The organism is Actinoplanes awajinensis subsp. mycoplanecinus, from assembly GCF_001509495.1.
In the GTDB taxonomy this organism is placed as follows: domain Bacteria; phylum Actinomycetota; class Actinomycetes; order Mycobacteriales; family Micromonosporaceae; genus Actinoplanes; species Actinoplanes palleronii.
Window position 1 is genome coordinate 1 of sequence record NZ_LLZH01000049.1, and the last position, 18,661, is coordinate 18,661.

Genomic DNA, 18,661 nt, shown 5'->3' on the forward strand with positions numbered 1-18,661 from the left:
GGCGGCGGTGGACACGCTGGCGTGGTCGGGGCTGCGTTCGCCGGGGGCGTTGCGGGATCGGTTGCGGGCCGGGCAGGGCTGGTTGAGGGTTACCGGGATTGCTAACGCGCGGGTTGCGGGGGAGGTCGCGGCTGCTCGTGCGCTGGAGGCCGGTGAGGGTTTGGGTCAGGTGCGGGCGTGCCTGTCGCAGGAGCCGGTGGCTGCGGTGGATCCGGAGCTGGTGCATGTGATCGCTGCGGGGCTGGGGTATCGGGCGTTGACGACGTGGTGTCCCGATGACGACGCGGCGTTTGACGTGGTGTTCGTGCCGGCTCAGGTCGGTGCCGAGGTTTTCGACAATGTGTGCCGGGCGGTGTCGGCCGGTCGTGCTTCGTTGCGGGCTTACGGCAATGATCCGCTGGCGTCGCGGTATACCGGTGATCTGACCAGCCGGTTGCGTCGGCAGCTGGGTGAGATGTTGCCGGCGCACATGGTTCCGGCGGTGCTGGTGCCGATCGACCGGCTCCCGCTGACACCCAGCGGCAAGCTCGACCGCCGGGCCCTGCCCGCGCCTGAGCTGGGCACCGCGCATACCAGCCGCGCCCCGCGCACTCCCCAGGAAGACCTCCTCTGCGGTCTGTTCGCCGAAGTCCTCGGCCTGCCCACCGTCGGCGTCGACGACAGCTTCTTCGATCTCGGCGGCGACAGCATCCTGTCGATCCAGCTGGTCAGCAAGGCCCGCCGGGCCGGAATCATGATCAGCGCACAGGACGTCATGCAGCACAAGTCCGTCGCCGCCCTGATCGCGGCGGCCGGCGCGGCGGCTCCCGCGCAGGACCGGCATCAGGACGACGGAATCGGAGACGTGCCGGCCACCCCCGTCATGGAGTTCGTCCGGCATCGTGGGCTCAACGAGCGTGACCTGCACCAGGCGATGGTTCTGCACACCCCCGCAGGCATCACGTTCGACCAGATGAGCCAAGTGCTCCAACGGGTCGTCGACCAGCACGAGATGTTGCGCGCCACGGTGAGCGTCACCGCGGACGGACAGTGGAATCTGCACACCAGGGCGGCCGGGTCGGTCCGGGCCGGCGATCTCATCGATCAGGTACGGGCCCGCGACTCCTCGTTGGCGGAAATCCGCGACATCCTGCGGGAGCGATACCCGGCCGCGCTCGCCGGCCTGGACCCGGCGTCCGGAGTCATGCTCCGCGCGGTGTGGGTGGATCTCGGCGAATCCCAAACCGGGCGCCTGCTCCTGGCCGTCAACCACCTGGCGATCGACGGCGTCTCCTGGCGGATCCTGCTGGAGGACCTCCCTGAGGCGTGGCAAGCGGTCCGGCGTCACCAGCCGCCGGCGCCCACTGCCCGCACCACCTCGTTCCGGACCTGGTCGCACCGCCTGCGCCAGCAGGCACAGCAACCCGATCAGCTAGGCACGCTGCCCTTCTGGGAGGACATGCTACGAGCGGTCTCCGGCGGTGCGGAGGAGGAGAGCACGGCCACGTCCGGCCCCGTCGATGAAACAGTCATGGCGTTCGACGCTCAGACGTCCGACGCCCTGCTCACTGTGCTTCCCGCCCGTTACCGCACGACGCCGGACGTGGTGTTCGTCGCGGCCCTCGCCGAGTCCTGCCGCCGCAGCGCGCTGCGGTACAGCCACGGTTTGCTCGTCGACCTCGAGAGCCATGGGCGCTACGACGCCAGGCTCGGTGTGGACACCACACGAACGGTCGGCTGGTTCACCAACATCTATCCCATCCGGATCGACGCCGGGCGCTCCGACGAAGCGGACTTCGAGGCCGGCGGGAAGTCCGTGGCGAATCTGCTCAAGAGCACCAAGGAGCAGCTGAACGCGGTACCCCAGGAAGGGCTCGGCTACGGCCTGCTGCGTTACTTGAACCCGGACACGGCGGCCCGGCTCGCTGCCCTGCCGACGCCCGCAGTGGCTGTCAACTACCTCGGCCGGTTCGGCGCGGTCAAGCAACAGGACTGGGCGCTGGCCGCCGAAGCGGACGTGCTGACCGTGACGGGCGGCGCCCCGCTGCTGCACCCCATCGAGCTCACCCTCCTCGCCCAGGAGCACGAGGAGGGGGTTCGGCTGGTGGCGACGTGGCGCTCGGCGTCGGTGGACACCGGTGCGCTCGTCGAGACGTGGCGCGACGTGCTCGCCGCGATGGCGCGACACGCGGGGGCCGACGGGGCCGGGGGCCTCACGCCCTCGGATGTACCCCTGGCGGCTCTCAGCCAGGAACAGATCGATGCGATCGAGGCGGAATGGGGACGGTAGCCGAATGACAACCAGGGAAATCCTCAACATCCTACCGCTGACGCCACTGCAGGAAGGGTTGCTGTTCCACTCCCTGTACGAGGACAGCACCTCGGACATGTACGTGGTCCAGCTGTCGCTCGAAGTCGCCGGAGAGGTCGACGAGGAGCGGCTCGCATCGGCCGGCCGCCGGTTGCTGAGGCGGCACCCGAATCTGGGCGCGGCGTTCCGCTATCGCGATGTCAGTCGTCCGGTGCAGATCCTCGTGCGAGAGCCCCGGCTGGACTGGCGTGTCGTCACGCTCACCAGCGGGGGCGACACCCTCGAGCAGATTCGTGAGCGGGACCGAGCGGAGGGTTTCGACCTGGAGAGCGGCTCGCTGCTGCGCCTGACGCTCGTGCGGCACGGCGCGCGCAAGGCCTACCTGCTGCTGACCGTGCACCACATCGCCATGGACGGCTGGTCGCTGCCGCTCGTGCTCGGTGAGCTCTTCCAGGCGTACGCGGAACCCGACGTGCGGCCTGCGGCCCCGGTCCCGTACGCGTCCTATCTCTCCTGGCTCGCCACGCAGAACCAGGAGCTGTCGCTCAAGGTCTGGACCGACCTACTCGGGGACGTCGGTGAGCCGACGCTGGTCGCCGCCGGTGGCAACGCGGCCAAGACCCGCAACAGCCGGGTGGAGATCGAACTGCCGGCCGCCACGACGGCTGCGCTGAACGCGCTGGCCCGCACCAGCGACGTCACGCTGAGCACGGTCGTGTCCCTCGCCTGGGCTGTGGTGCTCGCTCGCGTGACGGGGCGCCGGGACGTGGTCTTCGGATCCGTCGTGTCCGGCCGTCCGGTAGAGCTGCCGGATGTCGACCGGATCATCGGCTTGTTCATCAACACCCTGCCCTGGCGCGTCACGCTCGGCGACGAGCAGGTGCAGGTGGCCCTCACCCGCCTGCAGGGCGAGCAGAACCGCATGGCGGCCCACCACCACGTCGGGCTCAGCGACATCCAGAAGGCGCTCGACCTTCCGGTGCTCTTCGACACCGTTCTGATCTTCGAGAACTACCCGCTCCGGCGGCATGGCGCCGACGGCGAGGTCGCCGGCCTGCGACTGGTGTCCGCGAGCGCCTGGGAGACGACGCACTATCCGTTCACGCTGGTCGCCGTGCCGGGCGAGCAGTTGCGGCTGCGGGCTGACCACGACCCGGACCGGCTCGGTGAGGACACGGCCCGAGCACTGCTGGACCGGATGCGCCGGGTGCTCACCGCCCTCGCGGCCGGTCCGGACCGGCCGATCGCCGCCCTCGACGTGCTCGGCGAGGAGGAGCGCGAGCGGCTGCTGTCGACGTGGAACGACACCCGGCGCGAGGTGCCGGCCACCACCCTCGCGGCGATGTTCGCGCACCAGGCCGAGCGATCCCCGGAGGCCACGGCCGTCGTGTCCGGCGACGAACGGATCACGTACGCGGAACTGGACTCACGGGCCGCGCGGCTGGCGCGATGGCTGGCTGACCGGGGCGCCGGGCCTGAGCAGGTGGTCGCGCTGGCGCTACCGCGCTCGGTCGATCTGGTCGTCTCCGTGCTGGCCGTGCTCAAGGCCGGTGCGGCGTACCTGCCCGTGGAGCCCGGCCAGCCGGCCGAACGTGTCGCGAGGATGGTGGCCGACGCGGGCGCGCGGATTACCCTGACGTCGGCAACAGTCGCCCAGGCGCTGCAGGAGACAGCCGAGGGCTCGCTGCGGAACCCCGCGGTGACGCCTGGAACACCGGCCTACGTGCTGTACACGTCGGGATCGACGGGCACGCCCAAGGGGGTGGTCGTCACCCAGCAGGGCGTGGTGAACCTGCTCCATGCGATGGTGCAGCGGCTGGACATCACGGCCGACGACACCGTTCTCGCGCTGTCCTCGCTGATGTTCGACATCGCGGCGCTGGAGCTGTGGCTGCCTCTGCTGCGCGGCGCCCGCGTCGTGCTGGCGCCGCCGGATCTGCTCGCCTCACCCTCCGACCTCGGCCGGATCATCGGTTCCGGTGTGACGATTATGCAGGCCACACCGACCGCCTGGCGAATATTGCTCGGTGCGGTCCCCGAGGATCTGCTGCGCGACGTCAAGGCGATCTGCGGCGGCGAGGCGCTGTCGCCGACGTTGGCGGACAGCCTTGCATGGCGCACCCGCAGCGCGCTGAACGCGTACGGGCCGACTGAGACGACGATCTGGTCCACCGCGGCCCCGATCGGCGCCGGGGACGAGGCGCCCGCCATCGGGACGCCGCTGGCCAACACGATCGCCTACGTCCTCGACGACCGGCTCCGGCTCGTTCCCGAGGGCGCCGTCGGTGAGCTCTACCTGGCCGGGGCGGGTCTGGCCCGGGGATACACGAGCCCTGTGCGCACCGCTGAACGGTTCGTCGCCGACCCGTTCGGCGCCGCCGGGACCCGGATGTACCGGACCGGTGACCTGGTGCGGTGGGACGCCGCCGGCAACCTGCACTACGTCTCGCGCGCCGACGACCAGGTGAAGATCCGGGGACACCGGATCGAGCCGCAGGAGGTCACCCATCTGCTTTCGGCCCACCCGCTCGTGGCGCAGGCCGTGGCGCACGTGGTCACCGAGGAGGGCCGGCCTGCGGCGCTCGTGGGTTACATCGTGCCGAAGGCGCCTGACGGGTCCCTGCCCGAACAGTTGCGGGACTATCTCGCGCCACGCGTGCCGGCCGCGATGATCCCGTCGGCGTTCGTGCTGCTCGACGAACTCCCGCGTCTGGTCAGCGGCAAGGTCGACAAGTCGCGGCTGCCGCGTCCGGACCGAAGCCCCGTGGCGTCGATGACGGCGCCGGCGACGCCCAACGAGGAGGTGCTGCTGGAAGCGTTCCGGGAGACTCTCGAACGCAACGACATCGGTGTGCTCGACAGCTTTTTCGATGCCGGCGGCACGTCCTACTCGGCCACCATCCTGCTCGGCAAGATCCAACGGCGGCTCGGAGCCAAGCTGCCGCTGCGGGAACTGTTCGAGGCGCCCACCGTGCGGGGCCTCGCGGGCAAGCTCGGCATGGACATCCAGGACCGTTCCCTCGAGGTGATGATCCCGCTCAAGGGTGAGGGGTCGCTCCCGCCCCTGTTCTGCGTCCATCCGGGCGGCGGCATCAGCTGGGGATATGTGCATCTCATCAGCCATCTCGGCCCGGACCGCCCGGTCTTCGCGTTGCAGGCGCGTGGCCTGGCCGCCGCGGAGCCGCTGCCGTCGAGCATTACCGAGATGGCGAACGACTACGTCACCGAGATCCGCAAGGTGCAGGCGCACGGCCCGTACCACCTCTTCGGATATTCGTTCGGTGGCGTGGTGGCCCATGCCATAGCCACCGCGTTGCAGGAGGCCGGCGAGCAGGTCGCCCTGCTTGCGCTCGTCGAGGCGTACCCGTACGAGGGCATGCGCATGGAGGACGCCCCGAACATCCGCGAAGAGGACATGTTGAGCTTCATGCTCGACTTCGTCGGCCGGCGTGCGGACGAGCCGGATCCGGTCGGTCCGCTGACCTTCCAGCACGTCTCCGACACCCTGCGGACCCGTGGCAGCGCGCTGGCCACGCTCGAGGAACACCACATCCAGGCGATGGCGGAGATCCACGCCAACTGCCTTCTGCTGTATCACAACTCGGTGCTGACGACGTTCGACGGCGATCTGTTGCTGTTCGCCTCCGGGCGGACGCCCGGGACGCCGGAGCCGTCGGTCTGGCAGCGGTACATCAAGAGACACACCCGAGTCCACGAGGTCGACGCCGAGCATCACACGATGCTCGAGGAGGCCTCCCTGAAGAATATCGGGCCGATTCTGGCGCAGGTTCTCGACGACCTCGCCCGGCCCGTGCCCGCCGATGAACTGGAGAAACGATGAACAACCCGTTCGACGACGAGACCGCCAGCTTCCACGTGCTCGTGAACGAGGAGGGGCAGTACTCGCTCTGGCCCCTGCATGTCGCCATGCCGGGTGGCTGGTCGGTGGCCCTGGAGAACGAGCCGCGACAGGCCTGCCTCGACTACATCGAGAAGACGTGGACGGACATGCGACCCGAGTCGGTTCGCCGCGCCATGGACGGTGCGGTGGCCTCGGCGGCGGACAACTAGCCGCCTCCCCGGTCGGGGTGGCCGGGGCGATCCTCCGGGCACCCCGGCTCCACCCGTACCGCATGACTGTTCTACCTATGGGGAGCACTGAAGATGCAGTTGTCGGAGCAACAGATTCAGCAGTACGACGAGGACGGCTTCGTCCTCCTGGGACAGGTCTTCTCCGAGACCGAGATGAAGGCGATGGCGGGGGCGTTCCTGGACGACCAGGAGGTGCCGGGCCCGCACCGCGTCATGGAGGACGACGGCGTCAAGGTGCGTGCCGTCTACGCCTCGCATCTGCGTCATCCGGTGTTCCGGCACGTCGTCCGCGACTCGCGGCTGCTGGACCCCGCGAAGCAGATTCTCGATTCGGACGTGTACGTCTACCAGTTCAAGATCAATACGAAGCGTCCGTTCGGCGGAGAGTCGTGGTCCTGGCACCAGGACTACATCGTGTGGCGTGAGGTGGACGACCTGCCGAGCCCCGCGGCCCTCAACGTGGGGATCTTCCTGGACGAGGTGACCGAGTTCAACGGCCCGCTGATCTTCCTGCCCGGCTCCCAGAAGCTCGGCACCATCGAGAAGCCGAAGGCGCGGGACGAGAAGTCGGACGTGCACGTGGATCCGGAGGACTACTCCCTCAAGTCCTCGGACCTGGCCGAACTTTCGCAGGCTCGCCACATGACCAGCCCGAAGGGCACGGCCGGCTCGGTGGTCCTGTTTCACCCGGAGATCGTGCACGGGTCAGCGACGAACATCTCGCCGTTCTCGCGCAATCTGTTGATCATCACCTACAACTCCGTCGGCAACCTGCCCCGCCATCGTGGCGAGCCGCGCGCCGAGTACCTGGTGGGCCGGGACACCACTCCCCTGCTGGCGGTCGAGGGAGCCGTCGCGTGATATCGCCGGGCATCGCGGCCGTCGCCGCTGTCCTGGATGCGCCGGGAACGCCTGTCACCCTCCGGGGCCTGCCCGTGCCGCAACCGGCGGCGGGCGAGCTCATCGTCGACATCGAGTACGGCGGCATCTGCGGCACGGATCTGCATCTGCAGGACGGGCACCTTGCCATTCCCACGCCCGTGACGCTGGGCCACGAGGGACTCGGTGTCGTGGCAGCCACGGGCGCCGCCGACGTGATCGATGGCAACGGCCGGCTGCTGTCGGTGGGCGACCGCGTCATGTGGGCGTCCTCCGTCTCGTGCGGTCGATGCTCGGCGTGCGCCGATCAGTTGGAGCCGACGCTGTGCAGCCGGCGGCAGACGTACGGCGTGAACCGCACGGTGACGGCGGACTCAGGCCCGACCGGATCCTGGGCCGAGCGCATCCGGCTGCACCGCGATGTCACCGTCGTGAAGCTGCCCGATGAGGTCGACTCCCTGTCCGCCATGTCGCTGGCCTGCGCCGGTCCGACGATGGTCCATGCCCTCGTGGACCGCTGGACGATCAAACCGGGCGACGTGGTCATCGTGCAGGGCAGCGGCCCGGTCGGCTTCGCGGCCGCGGCGCTGGCTGAGCTGTCCGGTGCGCGCCAGGTCATTCTCGTCGGCGGCCCGGCGAACCGGCTCGCGCTCGCGGAATCGATCGGACTGGGCACCGCCCACGTCAACGTCATCGAGGGGGACCGGCAGGCGGCCCTGGCCGAGGCGGTCCGGCTGACCGGTGATGCCTACGGCGCCGACGTCGTGGTGGAATGCACCGGCGTGCCCACGGCTATCGCCGAAGGCCTGCGGCTGGTGCGCCGCGGAGGCGCCTACGTCGTCGTCGGCCAATACACCGACAGCGGTGACACGGTCATCAACCCGCATCAGATCGTCTTCCGGCAGTTGACCGTCGTGGGTTCGTGGGCCTTCACCGGCAGCCATCTCGTCAAGTATGTGAATCTCCTGCCGCAGCTGACCAGGCGATTCGACATCGGCCAGATGGTCTCGGTCTTCCCGCTGAAGGACGTGGACGAGGCGATGAGGTCGGCGCGGGCCGGCGATGTCGTGAAAGCAGTGCTCGGCGTGGGCCGATAGCCGCCCTCGAATCCATCAGCAAGAAGGATGTGACCAGTCATGATGAATGTCAGCTCGCCGGCGACGCGGTGGCTGCGGCGGTTCCGTCCCGTCGATTTCCCGGTGGAGCGAATCATCTGTTTCCCGCATGCCGGAGGAGCGGCGAGCTACTTCCGCTCGTGGCCCGCCTGGCTACCGGAGAAATGCGAGCTTCTCGCCGTGCAGTACCCGGGTCGGCAGGACCGGGTGCAGGAGCCCTGCATCAGGGACATGAAGGAGATGGTCGAGACCTTGGTCCCGGTGCTCGCCCCCTTGCGGGATCGGCCCCTGGTCTTCTTCGGCCACAGCATGGGGGCCGCTATCGCGTATGAGACGGCGGTGGACCTGGAACGGACGCTGGACTGTTCCGTTCGGCTGCTCGCCGTGTCGAGCCGTGAGGCCCCGGACAGCATCGTGCCGCGGGATCTGCATCGGCAGAGCGACGAGGCGCTGGTGGACGATATCAAGAAGCTGGGTGGCTTCGAGCCGGAGATCTTCGACGTGCCTGAGCTGCGGGCGCTGGTCCTGCCCACGGTACGGGCGGACTACCAGCTGATCGAGACCTACCAACCCAGCTTGCACAAGCTCCGGGCGCCGATCGCGGCATACGCCGGCAATCTCGAGGCGGAACTCCTACCCGATGGCTTGGAAGCGTGGGCGCACTGCACGCAGGCGGGATTCTGGTCGAAGCTCTTCGGCGGCGATCACTTCTACCTGCAAAAGAATGAGGAGTCCTTGGTGCAGGATCTGGTTCGGCGGACACGGGAGTGACAATCTTGCGGAAAGTAACTTTCGTGGAGCTGACCGTCTTCGAGCGGGTCGTTCCGCTGGCGTCGGGATATCTCGAGGCCTACGCGAAGGCCGACAGCTATCTGGCGCAGTCGTACTCTTTCGACAAGTACGTCGTCGAAGTCTCGTTGCCGCGCAAGAAGGTGATCGCCGATCTGGTCGCGGCCGCCGCCGACGTATATGCGTTGAGCTGCTACGTGTGGAACACCGGCGCCATGCGCAAGATCGCCACCGCCCTCCGGGAGGCCCTGCCGCAGGCGCACATCATCCTCGGTGGTCCTCAAGTCATGCACCATCCCGACCGTTACCTGAGCACGGCCGACCCCCGCACTGTGCTGTGCAACGGCGAAGGCGAGGCGATTTTCGCCCACTATCTGCGTGAGCTGCTGGAACCGGTGCCCGACATGGCGAAGGTGCCGGGGATCAGCTTTCCCCGCGACGGGGTGATGGTGACCAATCCGCAGCCTCCGCGGATCTCCGACCTCAACACCATCCCGTCGCCGTATCTCACCGGCGTCTTCAAACCCGAGTACACGATGGCCATCCTGGAGTCGAACCGCGGATGTCCCTATCACTGCGGGTTCTGCTACTGGGGCGCCGCCACCAACGACCGGGTGTACCGGTTCGACGAGGAACGGGTCCGTGAGGAGATCACCTGGATCGCCCGCAACGACGTGTTCTTCGTGCACATCGCCGACGCGAACTGGGGGATGCTCAGCCGGGACATCGAATTCTCCCAGCACATCGCCGACTGCAACCGCGAGTACGGGCTGCCCGGAGCCATCTACTTCTCCTCGGCGAAGAACAAACCCCACGCCGTCACCAAGATCGCCGACATATTCCAGAAAGCCGGCGTCATCGCCGCGCAGCCCATATCCATGCAGAGCATGGAACCGGCTGTGCTGCAGATCGTCGACCGTTCCAACATCAAGCTGTCGGCGTTCAACGAGGTGCAGCAGGACCTCAAGGAACGTGGTGTCAGCTCGTTCATCGAGCTCATCTGGCCGCTGCCCGGGGAGACGGTGAGCTCCTTCAAGAGCGGTATCGGCAAGCTGTGCGACAACGAGGCCCAGACGATCATCGCGTACCCCCACCTGCTGCTGCACAACACGCCCCTGTACCGCGATCGCGACCGGCTCGGGCTCGTCACCCGTGCCGACGAGCAGGAGGCCGGTGAGTCAGAACTCGTCATCGGCACCCAGGAGGTCGACTATGCAGACTTTCTGGAGGGCATGTGGTTCTTCTACGCCGTTCACTCCGTGCAGAACACTCGGGGACTGCGTCTCGTCTCGCGCCACCTCGCCGACGCCGGAGTCGCCAGCCACGACGAGGTGCTGTCCGCCTTCGTCGACCACTGGCGCAACGCGACGGCCGACGACGAGCTCGTCTCGTTCATTCGCAAGTCAGTCGATCACTTGGGATTTCGGGAGTTCAGTAACTACGGACTCACGATCCATAACGTGCTTCACGCGCAGCGGGCGCTTTTTGGCAAGCACTTGCGAAACTTCGTCCAAAGCCAAGATTGGTGGTCGGACGAGCAGAGCCGCATACTGTTTGACCTGGACCAGTTGAACCGCCCATACGTCTACAGCAACACCCCCCTCGACACGCCGCAATTGCTTTCGGGGACCATGAAACTGATCCGTCAAGGCCGGCGGCAGTACGTCGTCGAGGTGGCGGATGAGTGGGCGGACCTGGTGATCTCGCGCGTCCGGCTGGAACCGGATGCCAAACAGCCGGGCCGGCTCTTTGTCGTGGATCACAAGCGTATGCAGATGCCTTTTATGTCAAGTCAAACTCTGGAACACAACTCGCACTACTGTCACGGCGTCATCGAGAAGATTGAGAACATCGCGCCGTTCTGGCGTGTGCCGTGAACCGTCGGACTGAGGAGGACTCTGTGAATGCAAGCCCGGATGCCGTTCGAGCACTTGTAGCCGGTGTTCTGAGGATAGACGAGGAGAGGGTTGACATCCTATCAGGTCTCGTCGATCTAGGCGCCACCAGTATCGCCGTTATGGAGATTATAGTAGAGGTGGAGGACTCATTCAGTGTGGAACTGACCGACGAACAGATGGACGAAGTTGTCACGGTCGAAGACTTGGTCCGTTTGATCAACAAGAGCCTCGACGAACGTGCTGCGAGGAGATAGATTTCCGAAAGTCTGCCGCAATCACGATGGTGGTCGGAGGGCTATGAACGTGTCATTGAGATCACAGGCTGGTTTGGTGCATAGCCGGATTCTGGGAATCGGCACCTACCGCCCGAGAAGAGTGGTCCGAAATGCTGAGCTGTGTCGAACAATAAAATCTACTCCCGAGTGGATCGAAGAGCGTAGTGGAATCCGAGAACGGCGCTTTGCTGCCGAGGATGAGACGTTGTTGACTATGGCGTCGGCGGCCGCACGCGCGAGTCTTGCTGCTACCGACGTTGCGGCCTCGGAGGTCGACTATCTTGTGGTGGCAAGCATGTCGAACATGCTGCAGACGCCGCCGTTGTCGGTCCTTGTTTGTCATGAGATTGGCGCGCGAAGGGCGGCGGGGATCGACGTTTCAGGGGCGTGCGCTGGCTTTTGCCATGCGGTTGCCATCGCTTCAGACGCGGTACGAACGGGCAACGCTACGAACGCGATAGTTATTGGTGTCGAGCGGATGACTGACATCGTTGACCCGGAGGATCGGACGGTTTCGGTGTTGTTCGGTGATGGAGCCGGCGCGGTGTTGATCGGCCGATCGACCGCAGTTGGCGTCGGCCCGGTGGTCCGCCGTGCCGACGGGGCCCATGCTTCGGCATTGCGAATGTCGGGATACTGGGGTGAGCCGGATGTGCGACCGTGGATGCAAATGGATGGTCGTGACGTATTCCGCTGGGCCGTGAAAAATGTCGTACCCGCGTGTTCAAATGCTGTTCGAGCGGCAGGATTGGCGCTGAGTGACATTGACGTATTCGTGCCGCATCAGGCCAACCTCCGTATGATTGAAACCATGACGAAGCGTCTCGGTCTGCGTTCCGATGCTACCATCGCGCGGGACGTAATAAACGCCGGAAACACGTCCGCTGCTTCGATACCGCTCGCTCTCGATGCGCTGCGGACTGAGAGCCTTACTCGTGCAGGTGATATCGCCTTGCTCGTTGGATTCGGTGCCGGGATGAACTATGCAGCTCAAGTTGTCATTGTTCCCTAGCCTCAGCCATTTCGGCACGGCCGTTTCGCGATCGATAGTGGCGGGGAGTGACGATGTTCGCCTCGGCGTGTCGGATATGGACGAAGCCCCGTTGAGACCAGGTCTTCTCACGGATCTGGTGCAAACGGAGCTTCGTCGTGCCGCAGTCTGCCACTCTCATTGCCGATCCGTCGCCCGTGCTGGCGTCCGGGATGTTTGTTCACGCCTTCGTGTCACGGTCTGCTCGACCTGCTGCTGGCCGTCTCCGACGGCCACTCCGACCAAGGCCGTGATCATCCAGTCGCGGTCGTGCTTGCGCTCGTCGCGGCAGCAACGGTAGCTGGATTGAGCCTTTTTCATCGTGCGTAGCGGTTGGCTTCGACGTGATGCAGGACGAGGATGGCCTGCACGATCGCGGTCGCGCGGCGCGGGCAGCAGCGCAGCTTGGACAGGATCTTCCAGGTCTTGAGTGTGGCGATCGCGCGTTCGCCGGGGGCGCGGATCTTGGCGTGTGCCCGGTTGACCGTTTTTTGCCGGCGTGACAGCTTCGGCCGGAAGCGGCGCCGCTTGAACGGCGTGCGCACGCTGCCGCGGGCGCCCTGATAGCCCTTGTCGGCGAAGGTCATTACGTCTGCGCTGGTCAGCGCGTCGATGATGCCGTGGGTGCGGGCGGCGGTCAGGTCGTGGATCGAGCCGGGCAGCGCCGGCGAGGCCCACACGAGACGCCCGGCTGCGTCGGCGATGACCTGCACGTTGACGCCGTGCCGTTTGTGCTTGCCGGAGTAGTACGGCTTCTGGTCGGCGACCCGGTCGATCGATATCAATGTGCCGTCCAGGATCGCGTACGCCAACTGCTGGATGCGCCGCATCGCGCCGGCGAGGTTGGCGGCGGCCGCGCTGAGCAGGGCGATCGCCTCCTGGACGTAGCGCCAGGCGGTGGCGACGCCGATCTCGAAGCCTGCCGCGAGGCGGGTGTAGGGGTCGCCGTTGCGCAGGTGGGCCAGAGCGAGCAGGGCCTGACGGCCGGGGTTCAATCGCCGCCATCGCGATCCGCGCTGCTGGCGGTGGGTGCGGATGCGTTCGGCGAGGTGGTTCAGGGTCCGGCTGGACAACGTGATCGTGGCAGGGTAGGACAGCATGGCGAGGCTCCCGGTCAGGGCTTCGAGTCTTGGTCGACAGCTGTCCTACCTGGAGCCTCGCATTCATCGATCACCGGCCCTGCTATACCTGCCCGGAGCTGCAAGATCAGCTTGGAAAAGGCTCATTGAAGTGATCTCAGCAAGATCCGGGTAGGTATTTATATTCAAAATGGGTCAGGTGGAGCGCAGCCGCGACGATGTCGCCGGTTCTGCGCGGACTGGCTGGATGTCGCCGGTTCTGCGCGGACTGGCTGTGGTGCGGCGAAGGGTTTTCCAGCGTCCGATCAGGATGGCGAAGCCGGGTTCGCCTTGCCATCGCAGGCCTCGGAGCAGGCTGTTGCAGGCGCGGTTGTCGAAGGAGAGCCGGCTGCCGTCTTTGGGTTGCTTGACCGGTGTCTTGATGCCGTGACCTGTGCCTTCGTAGCCGGAGTCGGCCAGGGTGGGGAGATCGAGTTCGCTGGCGGACCAGTTGAGTGCGGCGGTGACGCCCAGGTCGCGGGCGCATCGGGTGTCGTGCAGGTGCCCGGGCATCGCCTCGGAAGTCCAGATCGGCAGACCGTCCGGGCGCATGATTGCTTGAATGTTTGCGCCGAAGTCGCGGTGCTTGCCCGAGTACCAGGCATCAATCGTTTCGCCTTTGGTGCTGAGCGTGGTCTCGGTCAGCCGGTCGCAGTCGAATAGTTTTCCGTCGAGGATGACGTGTGACTAGCCGTCGGCGGCGACCCGGCGCAGGGCGGTGTGCAGGTCCTGGGCCTGAGCGGCCAGGACGGCGACGCCCTCGTCGCGGTAGCGGTACGCCGTGGCCCGGGAGGCGCCGAAGCCGGCTCCCAGCAGCGCGACGTCCTCCGCTTTGCGGAACCAGACGAGGACAAGAAGTGCCTGGTAGAAGCAGGTCAAGGCGCGAGTTCCGGTCCGGGTTCCCCGGGCTCGGCGCTCGGTGGCGAGCAGCCGTCCGAGGTGGCGCACGAGTTCCCTCGGGACGTCGAGCATGGCAGGATAGGCGATCACGTGGAGCCCTCTCGAAGGCGTGTTTCTGTCGCAAGGACGTGTCTATCGATGGCTCCACGCCTATATCCAGCATTGTCCGGTACGCGGCAACTATCCGTTTCGTACCGAATCAGCCGCCATTCCTTGCTGAGATCACTTCACTATCCGTTTCGTACCGAATCAGCCGCCATTCCTTGCTGAGATCACTTCACTGTCGTCGGTATCGACGGCCACTCGGCCAGCAACGCTCTGATCTGCGGCTTGACGGCATCCACGATCGACCGCTCCGCCGACCGCGAATACGACGGCGGCGTGTCCGCCGCCAACGCCCGCCGCACGGTGTTCCGCCCGACCCCGAGTTTGCGGACGATCGCCTTGATCGGCCTCCCTCCGCCCGATGAAGCCGACGGATTTCCGCCCAGTCCACCACGCTCAACACCCTCCCGATCATGGAAGGGGGGTCCAGGTTCAGCCGCCGCCTGGGGTCGGTGACCAAGACCTGCGTTTGTGCGGAATCCGGATGTGCCGTGCGGAATCTGGATCTGCCGATGACAGCTCGCTTGAGCATCATGCGGAGATTCCCAAGACACCAATTCCGACGGGGTCGGCTGGCCTTGATTTCCAGTAAGTCCGGCGGCGACCGCGAGTAACGTTTGACTTCCAGGATCAGGGATATTTGGGGGTCGAAGGCCGTGAACCCGGGGAGCGCTGCGGGACGACCGGAACAGATCCCAGCAAGCCTGGGCCTGCGGGTGTACGTGGTCGCGGTGATCGCAGCCGTCCTGATCGTCATGCCGATCGCGGGCTACCGGCTGGGTCCTCACCCGAACCTGATGATCGGGTTTTTCGTCCTCATGGCGGCGGCCGACTTGCTGACCGCGCATCTGCTGGTGCAGCAGTTCCTAGCCAGTGGCCGGCTGTCGACGCTCGGCCTGTCGTCGGCCTACCTCTACTCCAGCCTGTTGATGATGCCCTACGCCCTCGTCTTCACCCGGCTGCAGCGCTGGGGTCCCGGCTCGACCTGGTCCGAGGTCTGCGTTCCGTGGCTGTTCGTGGTCGTCATCTGCGGGTTCCCGGTGCTGGTGGCGGTGCAACAGATGGTTGTCACCGCACTACCGGCCCGGCTGAGCAAGCAGGCCCGGGCGCGGCCACGGGCCGCCACCGCGGTCGCGGCCGCTGTGACGCTCGCGCTGGTGGCCGCGATAACGGGCCTCATCGTCGGTGCCGCCGACCAGTTGCCCCGGCTTTACCAGGACGGTGCGCCGACCGCAGCGGGCCGTTGGGTGGTGGGTGTGGGGCTGCTCGCCGCGGCCGTCAGCCTGCTGGTGGTGGTCAGGGACCTGCGCCACCGGCCGTCGGTGGAACGGTGGGTGGCCGTGGCGATGAGCGCGTCCCTGGCCGCCGCGACCCTGTACCTGGTCACTCCGTACCGTTATTCGCTCGGCTGGTATGCGGAAGCGGTTGCTCTGCTGGTCTCTTCCGGAACGGTGTTGCTGGCCCTGCTCGCCGAAACCGCGAGCCTCTACCGTCGGCTCTCGGTAGCTCACGCGGATCTCGACCGGGCCCACCGTGAACTGGGCCGCTGGGCCGAGCACCTCACCGCCGTCAACCGCGAATTGGAGGCCACGGGCATCTGGAAAGGCGACATCATCGCCACTCTCACCCACGAGATCAACCAGCCCCTGGCCGTGATCTCGGCCTACTCCGAAGAACTGACCCACGAGTGGGACACCACCACCGACGATGAACGCCGCGCCGCCGCCCAGGCACTCGGCAGCCGGGTCAACCAGCTACTCGACATGGCCGCGCACCTGCTCGCACTCTGCCGCGCCGAACCGGGCCGCATCCACACCCAACCCGTCGCGCTGCCGGTCGAGCAGGCGCTGGACCGGGTCACCGACAACCTGACCAAGCAGGCCCGCATGCGGGTCACCGCCAGCTACGGCCCACCCGGCGCGGCCGTCTGGGCCGACCCGGTGCACACCCACGAAGTGCTCACCAACTTCGTCACGAACGCGGTCAAATACAGCCCCGGCAACATCTGCGTGTCAGCGACCCTCAACGACACTGGCAACGACGTTCTGCTCACCGTCACCGACGAAGGCAACGGCGTACCACCGGACTTCGTCGCGCACCTGTTCGACCGGTTCACCCAGGCCGAACAGACCGACGGTCCGAGGACCGGCGCCGGGTTCGGGCTGTACCTGTGCAAGCTGCTCGCCGAGGCGAACCACGGCCAGGTCTGGTACGAGAACGTCGTCCCGCACGGCGGCCGATTCGTGCTGCGCCTGCCCCGAGCCCGGCCGAGCCCGGAAGCGACGGAATCGTTGGACCTGCTGAACGGTGAGCCTTCGCCGCTCTGATGGCGCGTCAAACGCTTGGACCTGAACCGCCTGATGACAGCGCCCGAAACTCGTGTCATCGCCGATCCAGGGCGGGGGAGCTTGGTGGAACGTCGGGTGACGAGTTCCGGTACTCGTCGAGGAACTCGACGACGGTGAGACCGCCTTCCTGGCCGAACGCCTGCTGGTAGGGATCCGCCCCGGGCGGTGCGATTGGCCGGCGATGGCGAGGTGACCTGCACCTGCAGCAAAATTGCGCGAGCTCGGCTGTGAATTCGGCCAGGGCTACCTCCTGGCCGGCTCAGATTTCCTCGCTACTCGGCAAGGACGTCAGCCTTGTGGTCTCCTGACCCCGCCCGTCGGCGCGTTCCGGATGCTGGTCTCTCTCACGGTCCCACAGCCGGTATGACCGGCGATCGGACGATCCCCCAGCCGATGCGAACCGGACGCGGCGTCCTGTGCCACAGGACAAGCAGCCAGGCGATGCCGATCATCGAGACGACTGCCAGCCCGCCCCATTCCACGGCGGTGAAGATGTTGACCTGCTCGGTGCTCGGCTCGACCAGCCATCCGTGCGGCGTCGCCACGAACTGTTCGCCCTCGGTCAGTACCAGCGTCAGGTAGAGGGCGATGCTGTGCATCGAATCCCACAGACCGTGCAGGATCGACACGCCCAGGTATGTGAGAACCACCTTCGCGGTGGTCCTGAAGTGCTGCGGCCGGGATGCGGCGAACAAAATCCCGCCCAGGATCGCGGTCCACAGGCCATGCCCGACCGGCGCCAGCAGGCCGCGCAACACCTCGGTCTGCACCAGCTGTGCCAGCGACAACCCGTCGACCGAGAAGAGTGCGGTGAAGGCATAGCCGGCGGACTCGAACGCGGCGAACCCGAAGCCGACGGCGGCGCCGAGGATCATCCCGTCCCGCAGCGTTCTGGTCCGCAGGCGGCGGGTCAGCATCATCAGGGCACCGAGCTTGACCGCCTCCTCGATCAGTCCGACTCCGAAGAACAACCACGGCGACGGGTGCAGCAGGAACGCCTCGAGCACCGAGGCACCCAGGACGCCGAGGACACCGCCGGAGACGAACGTCGAGAAGATCAGCCCGTCGGTTATCTCTCCGGTCTCGCGGCGTTCGAAGGCCCACGCGACGAAGGTGACCGGCACCAGGAAGCTGCCGAGCAGTACCACGGTCGGTATCAGGTTGGCGTTGCCGGTCACGAAAATGATCACGACGGCGGCCATCCAGAGCACGAGCCCGGTCAGGAACATGCGTAACCACACGCGGCCTGACCGGGTCGCAGGGTGGGTGGTGAACACGGCCTCAACCACGATCGGGCTCCCATCTCGTACGGGCTCGGCACGGGCGGCATGCCGCCGCCCGTCGCACCCTGTCGCCGGTTCGCTGCGGATCCGGTCCTTCAGGATTACCGCTGTCGGCCACCGGCGTCGATTGGCATGATTGCCAATCCCGGGCACTCGTCCTGGACCTCGCCGCGGCCGCGTCGCGTCAATGGGCCGGACGCCGATTGCGCGTCAGTTCGGCCGCCTCGGTGAGCTGTCGCGGAATGTACAGAGCCAGGTGCAGGGATCGAACGGCGGCGACTGTACGGGTGGGCGCCTCGAGTTTCGCGCGAATGTGTTCCATGTGTGCGGCCACCGTGCGTTCGGTGATGAAAAGAGTGCGGGCGATGTGCTGATTTGCCCGGCCGTCGATGATGAACCCCAGAATTTCCAGTTCGCGGTGGGTCAATCCGCGCAGATCACCTGAGCCTCGATCCACCGCTGAATGGTGAGACGGCGGCACCCCGGAAGATAGAAAGTGCCCTCTGGCCTGGGAGGATAGGAGTTCTGACGCTTCTATT

The 18,661-nt window shown here is 66.4% G+C and carries 15 protein-coding genes and 1 pseudogene; 10 read left to right on the forward strand and 6 right to left on the reverse strand.

From position 1 onward, the window contains the following. The 9 genes from ADL15_RS09725 to ADL15_RS51190 all read left to right on the forward strand — a co-directional run. On the forward strand, positions 1 to 2,269 hold a 2,269-nt coding region (locus ADL15_RS09725), incomplete at its 5' end, for a condensation domain-containing protein (protein ID WP_269748326.1). 4 nt (positions 2,270 to 2,273) lie between these two features. Continuing rightward, a complete protein-coding gene (locus ADL15_RS09730) occupies positions 2,274 to 6,131 on the forward strand; it encodes a non-ribosomal peptide synthetase (RefSeq protein WP_067687439.1) in 3,858 nt (1,285 codons plus the stop codon). Next, positions 6,128 to 6,361, forward strand: coding sequence for an MbtH family protein (locus ADL15_RS09735; RefSeq protein ID WP_067687441.1), 234 nt, complete (start codon positions 6,128 to 6,130; stop codon positions 6,359 to 6,361). Before ADL15_RS09730 ends, ADL15_RS09735 begins: the two co-directional genes overlap by 4 nt. 93 nt (positions 6,362 to 6,454) lie before the next feature. Further along, on the forward strand, positions 6,455 to 7,243 hold the full coding sequence (locus ADL15_RS09740; protein WP_067687443.1) for a phytanoyl-CoA dioxygenase family protein: 789 nt from the start codon (positions 6,455 to 6,457) through the stop codon (positions 7,241 to 7,243). Further along, complete coding sequence (locus ADL15_RS09745) at positions 7,240 to 8,358, forward strand: zinc-binding dehydrogenase (RefSeq protein ID WP_067687445.1); 1,119 nt, start codon at positions 7,240 to 7,242, stop codon at positions 8,356 to 8,358. The genes ADL15_RS09740 and ADL15_RS09745 overlap by 4 nt, the downstream gene beginning before the upstream one ends. A gap of 39 nt (positions 8,359 to 8,397) precedes the next feature. Next, entirely contained in the window at positions 8,398 to 9,147 is a 750-nt protein-coding gene (locus ADL15_RS09750) for a thioesterase II family protein (protein WP_067687447.1), read from the forward strand. Positions 9,148 to 9,170: 23 nt separating this feature from the next. Next, positions 9,171 to 11,042, forward strand: a complete 1,872-nt coding sequence (locus tag ADL15_RS09755; protein ID WP_067687450.1) for a cobalamin-dependent protein — start codon at positions 9,171 to 9,173, stop codon at positions 11,040 to 11,042. A 23-nt stretch (positions 11,043 to 11,065) separates the two neighbouring features. Further along, positions 11,066 to 11,317, forward strand: a complete 252-nt coding sequence (locus ADL15_RS51185; protein WP_198170684.1) for an acyl carrier protein — start codon at positions 11,066 to 11,068, stop codon at positions 11,315 to 11,317. 43 nt (positions 11,318 to 11,360) lie between these two features. Further along, entirely contained in the window at positions 11,361 to 12,350 is a 990-nt protein-coding gene (locus tag ADL15_RS51190) for a beta-ketoacyl-ACP synthase 3 (RefSeq protein WP_083971073.1), read from the forward strand. 335 nt (positions 12,351 to 12,685) lie between these two features. On the opposite strand, the gene ADL15_RS09760 is transcribed toward ADL15_RS51190, so the two are convergent. The 4 genes and pseudogenes from ADL15_RS09760 to ADL15_RS55185 all read right to left on the reverse strand — a co-directional run. After that, on the reverse strand, positions 12,686 to 13,468 hold the full coding sequence (locus ADL15_RS09760) for a transposase family protein (RefSeq protein WP_067687452.1): 783 nt from the start codon (positions 13,466 to 13,468) through the stop codon (positions 12,686 to 12,688). A 174-nt stretch (positions 13,469 to 13,642) separates the two neighbouring features. After that, positions 13,643 to 14,164 carry a transposase family protein gene (locus ADL15_RS55175; RefSeq protein ID WP_338025527.1) on the reverse strand — a complete coding sequence of 174 codons (522 nt, stop codon included), beginning with the start codon at positions 14,162 to 14,164 and terminating at the stop codon, positions 13,643 to 13,645. Between the two features lie 9 nt (positions 14,165 to 14,173). Beyond that, positions 14,174 to 14,476 carry a transposase family protein gene (locus ADL15_RS55180; protein ID WP_232343990.1) on the reverse strand — a complete coding sequence of 101 codons (303 nt, stop codon included), beginning with the start codon at positions 14,474 to 14,476 and terminating at the stop codon, positions 14,174 to 14,176. Positions 14,477 to 14,664: 188 nt separating this feature from the next. Next, positions 14,665 to 14,894, reverse strand: a pseudogene (locus tag ADL15_RS55185) (helix-turn-helix domain-containing protein); the annotation flags it as partial. 328 nt (positions 14,895 to 15,222) lie between these two features. Here ADL15_RS55185 and ADL15_RS09770 point away from each other — a divergent pair. Then, complete coding sequence (locus tag ADL15_RS09770; protein WP_232343991.1) at positions 15,223 to 16,818, forward strand: sensor histidine kinase; 1,596 nt, start codon at positions 15,223 to 15,225, stop codon at positions 16,816 to 16,818. A gap of 365 nt (positions 16,819 to 17,183) precedes the next feature. Here the strand turns inward: ADL15_RS09770 and ADL15_RS09775 are convergent, their stop codons facing one another. Together ADL15_RS09775 and ADL15_RS09780 are read right to left on the reverse strand one after the other, a co-directional pair. Next, positions 17,184 to 18,068 carry a PrsW family intramembrane metalloprotease gene (locus tag ADL15_RS09775; protein ID WP_083971074.1) on the reverse strand — a complete coding sequence of 295 codons (885 nt, stop codon included), beginning with the start codon at positions 18,066 to 18,068 and terminating at the stop codon, positions 17,184 to 17,186. A gap of 238 nt (positions 18,069 to 18,306) precedes the next feature. After that, the coding region (locus tag ADL15_RS09780) for a response regulator transcription factor (RefSeq protein WP_232343992.1) at positions 18,307 to 18,661 on the reverse strand (355 nt) is incomplete at its 5' end.

Excerpts from the sequence above, each read along its gene's own strand:
- ADL15_RS09775 (WP_083971074.1), bottom strand. The coding sequence starts at position 18,068 with ATGTTCCTGACCGGGCTCGTGCTCTGGATGGCCGCCGTCGTGATCATT.
- ADL15_RS09735 (WP_067687441.1), top strand. The coding sequence starts at position 6,128 with ATGAACAACCCGTTCGACGACGAGACCGCCAGCTTCCACGTGCTCGTG.
- ADL15_RS09750 (WP_067687447.1), top strand. The coding sequence starts at position 8,398 with ATGATGAATGTCAGCTCGCCGGCGACGCGGTGGCTGCGGCGGTTCCGT.
- ADL15_RS09760 (WP_067687452.1), bottom strand. The coding sequence starts at position 13,468 with ATGCTGTCCTACCCTGCCACGATCACGTTGTCCAGCCGGACCCTGAAC.
- ADL15_RS09740 (WP_067687443.1), top strand. The coding sequence starts at position 6,455 with ATGCAGTTGTCGGAGCAACAGATTCAGCAGTACGACGAGGACGGCTTC.
- ADL15_RS09730 (WP_067687439.1), top strand. The coding sequence starts at position 2,274 with ATGACAACCAGGGAAATCCTCAACATCCTACCGCTGACGCCACTGCAG.
- ADL15_RS51190 (WP_083971073.1), top strand. The coding sequence starts at position 11,361 with ATGAACGTGTCATTGAGATCACAGGCTGGTTTGGTGCATAGCCGGATT.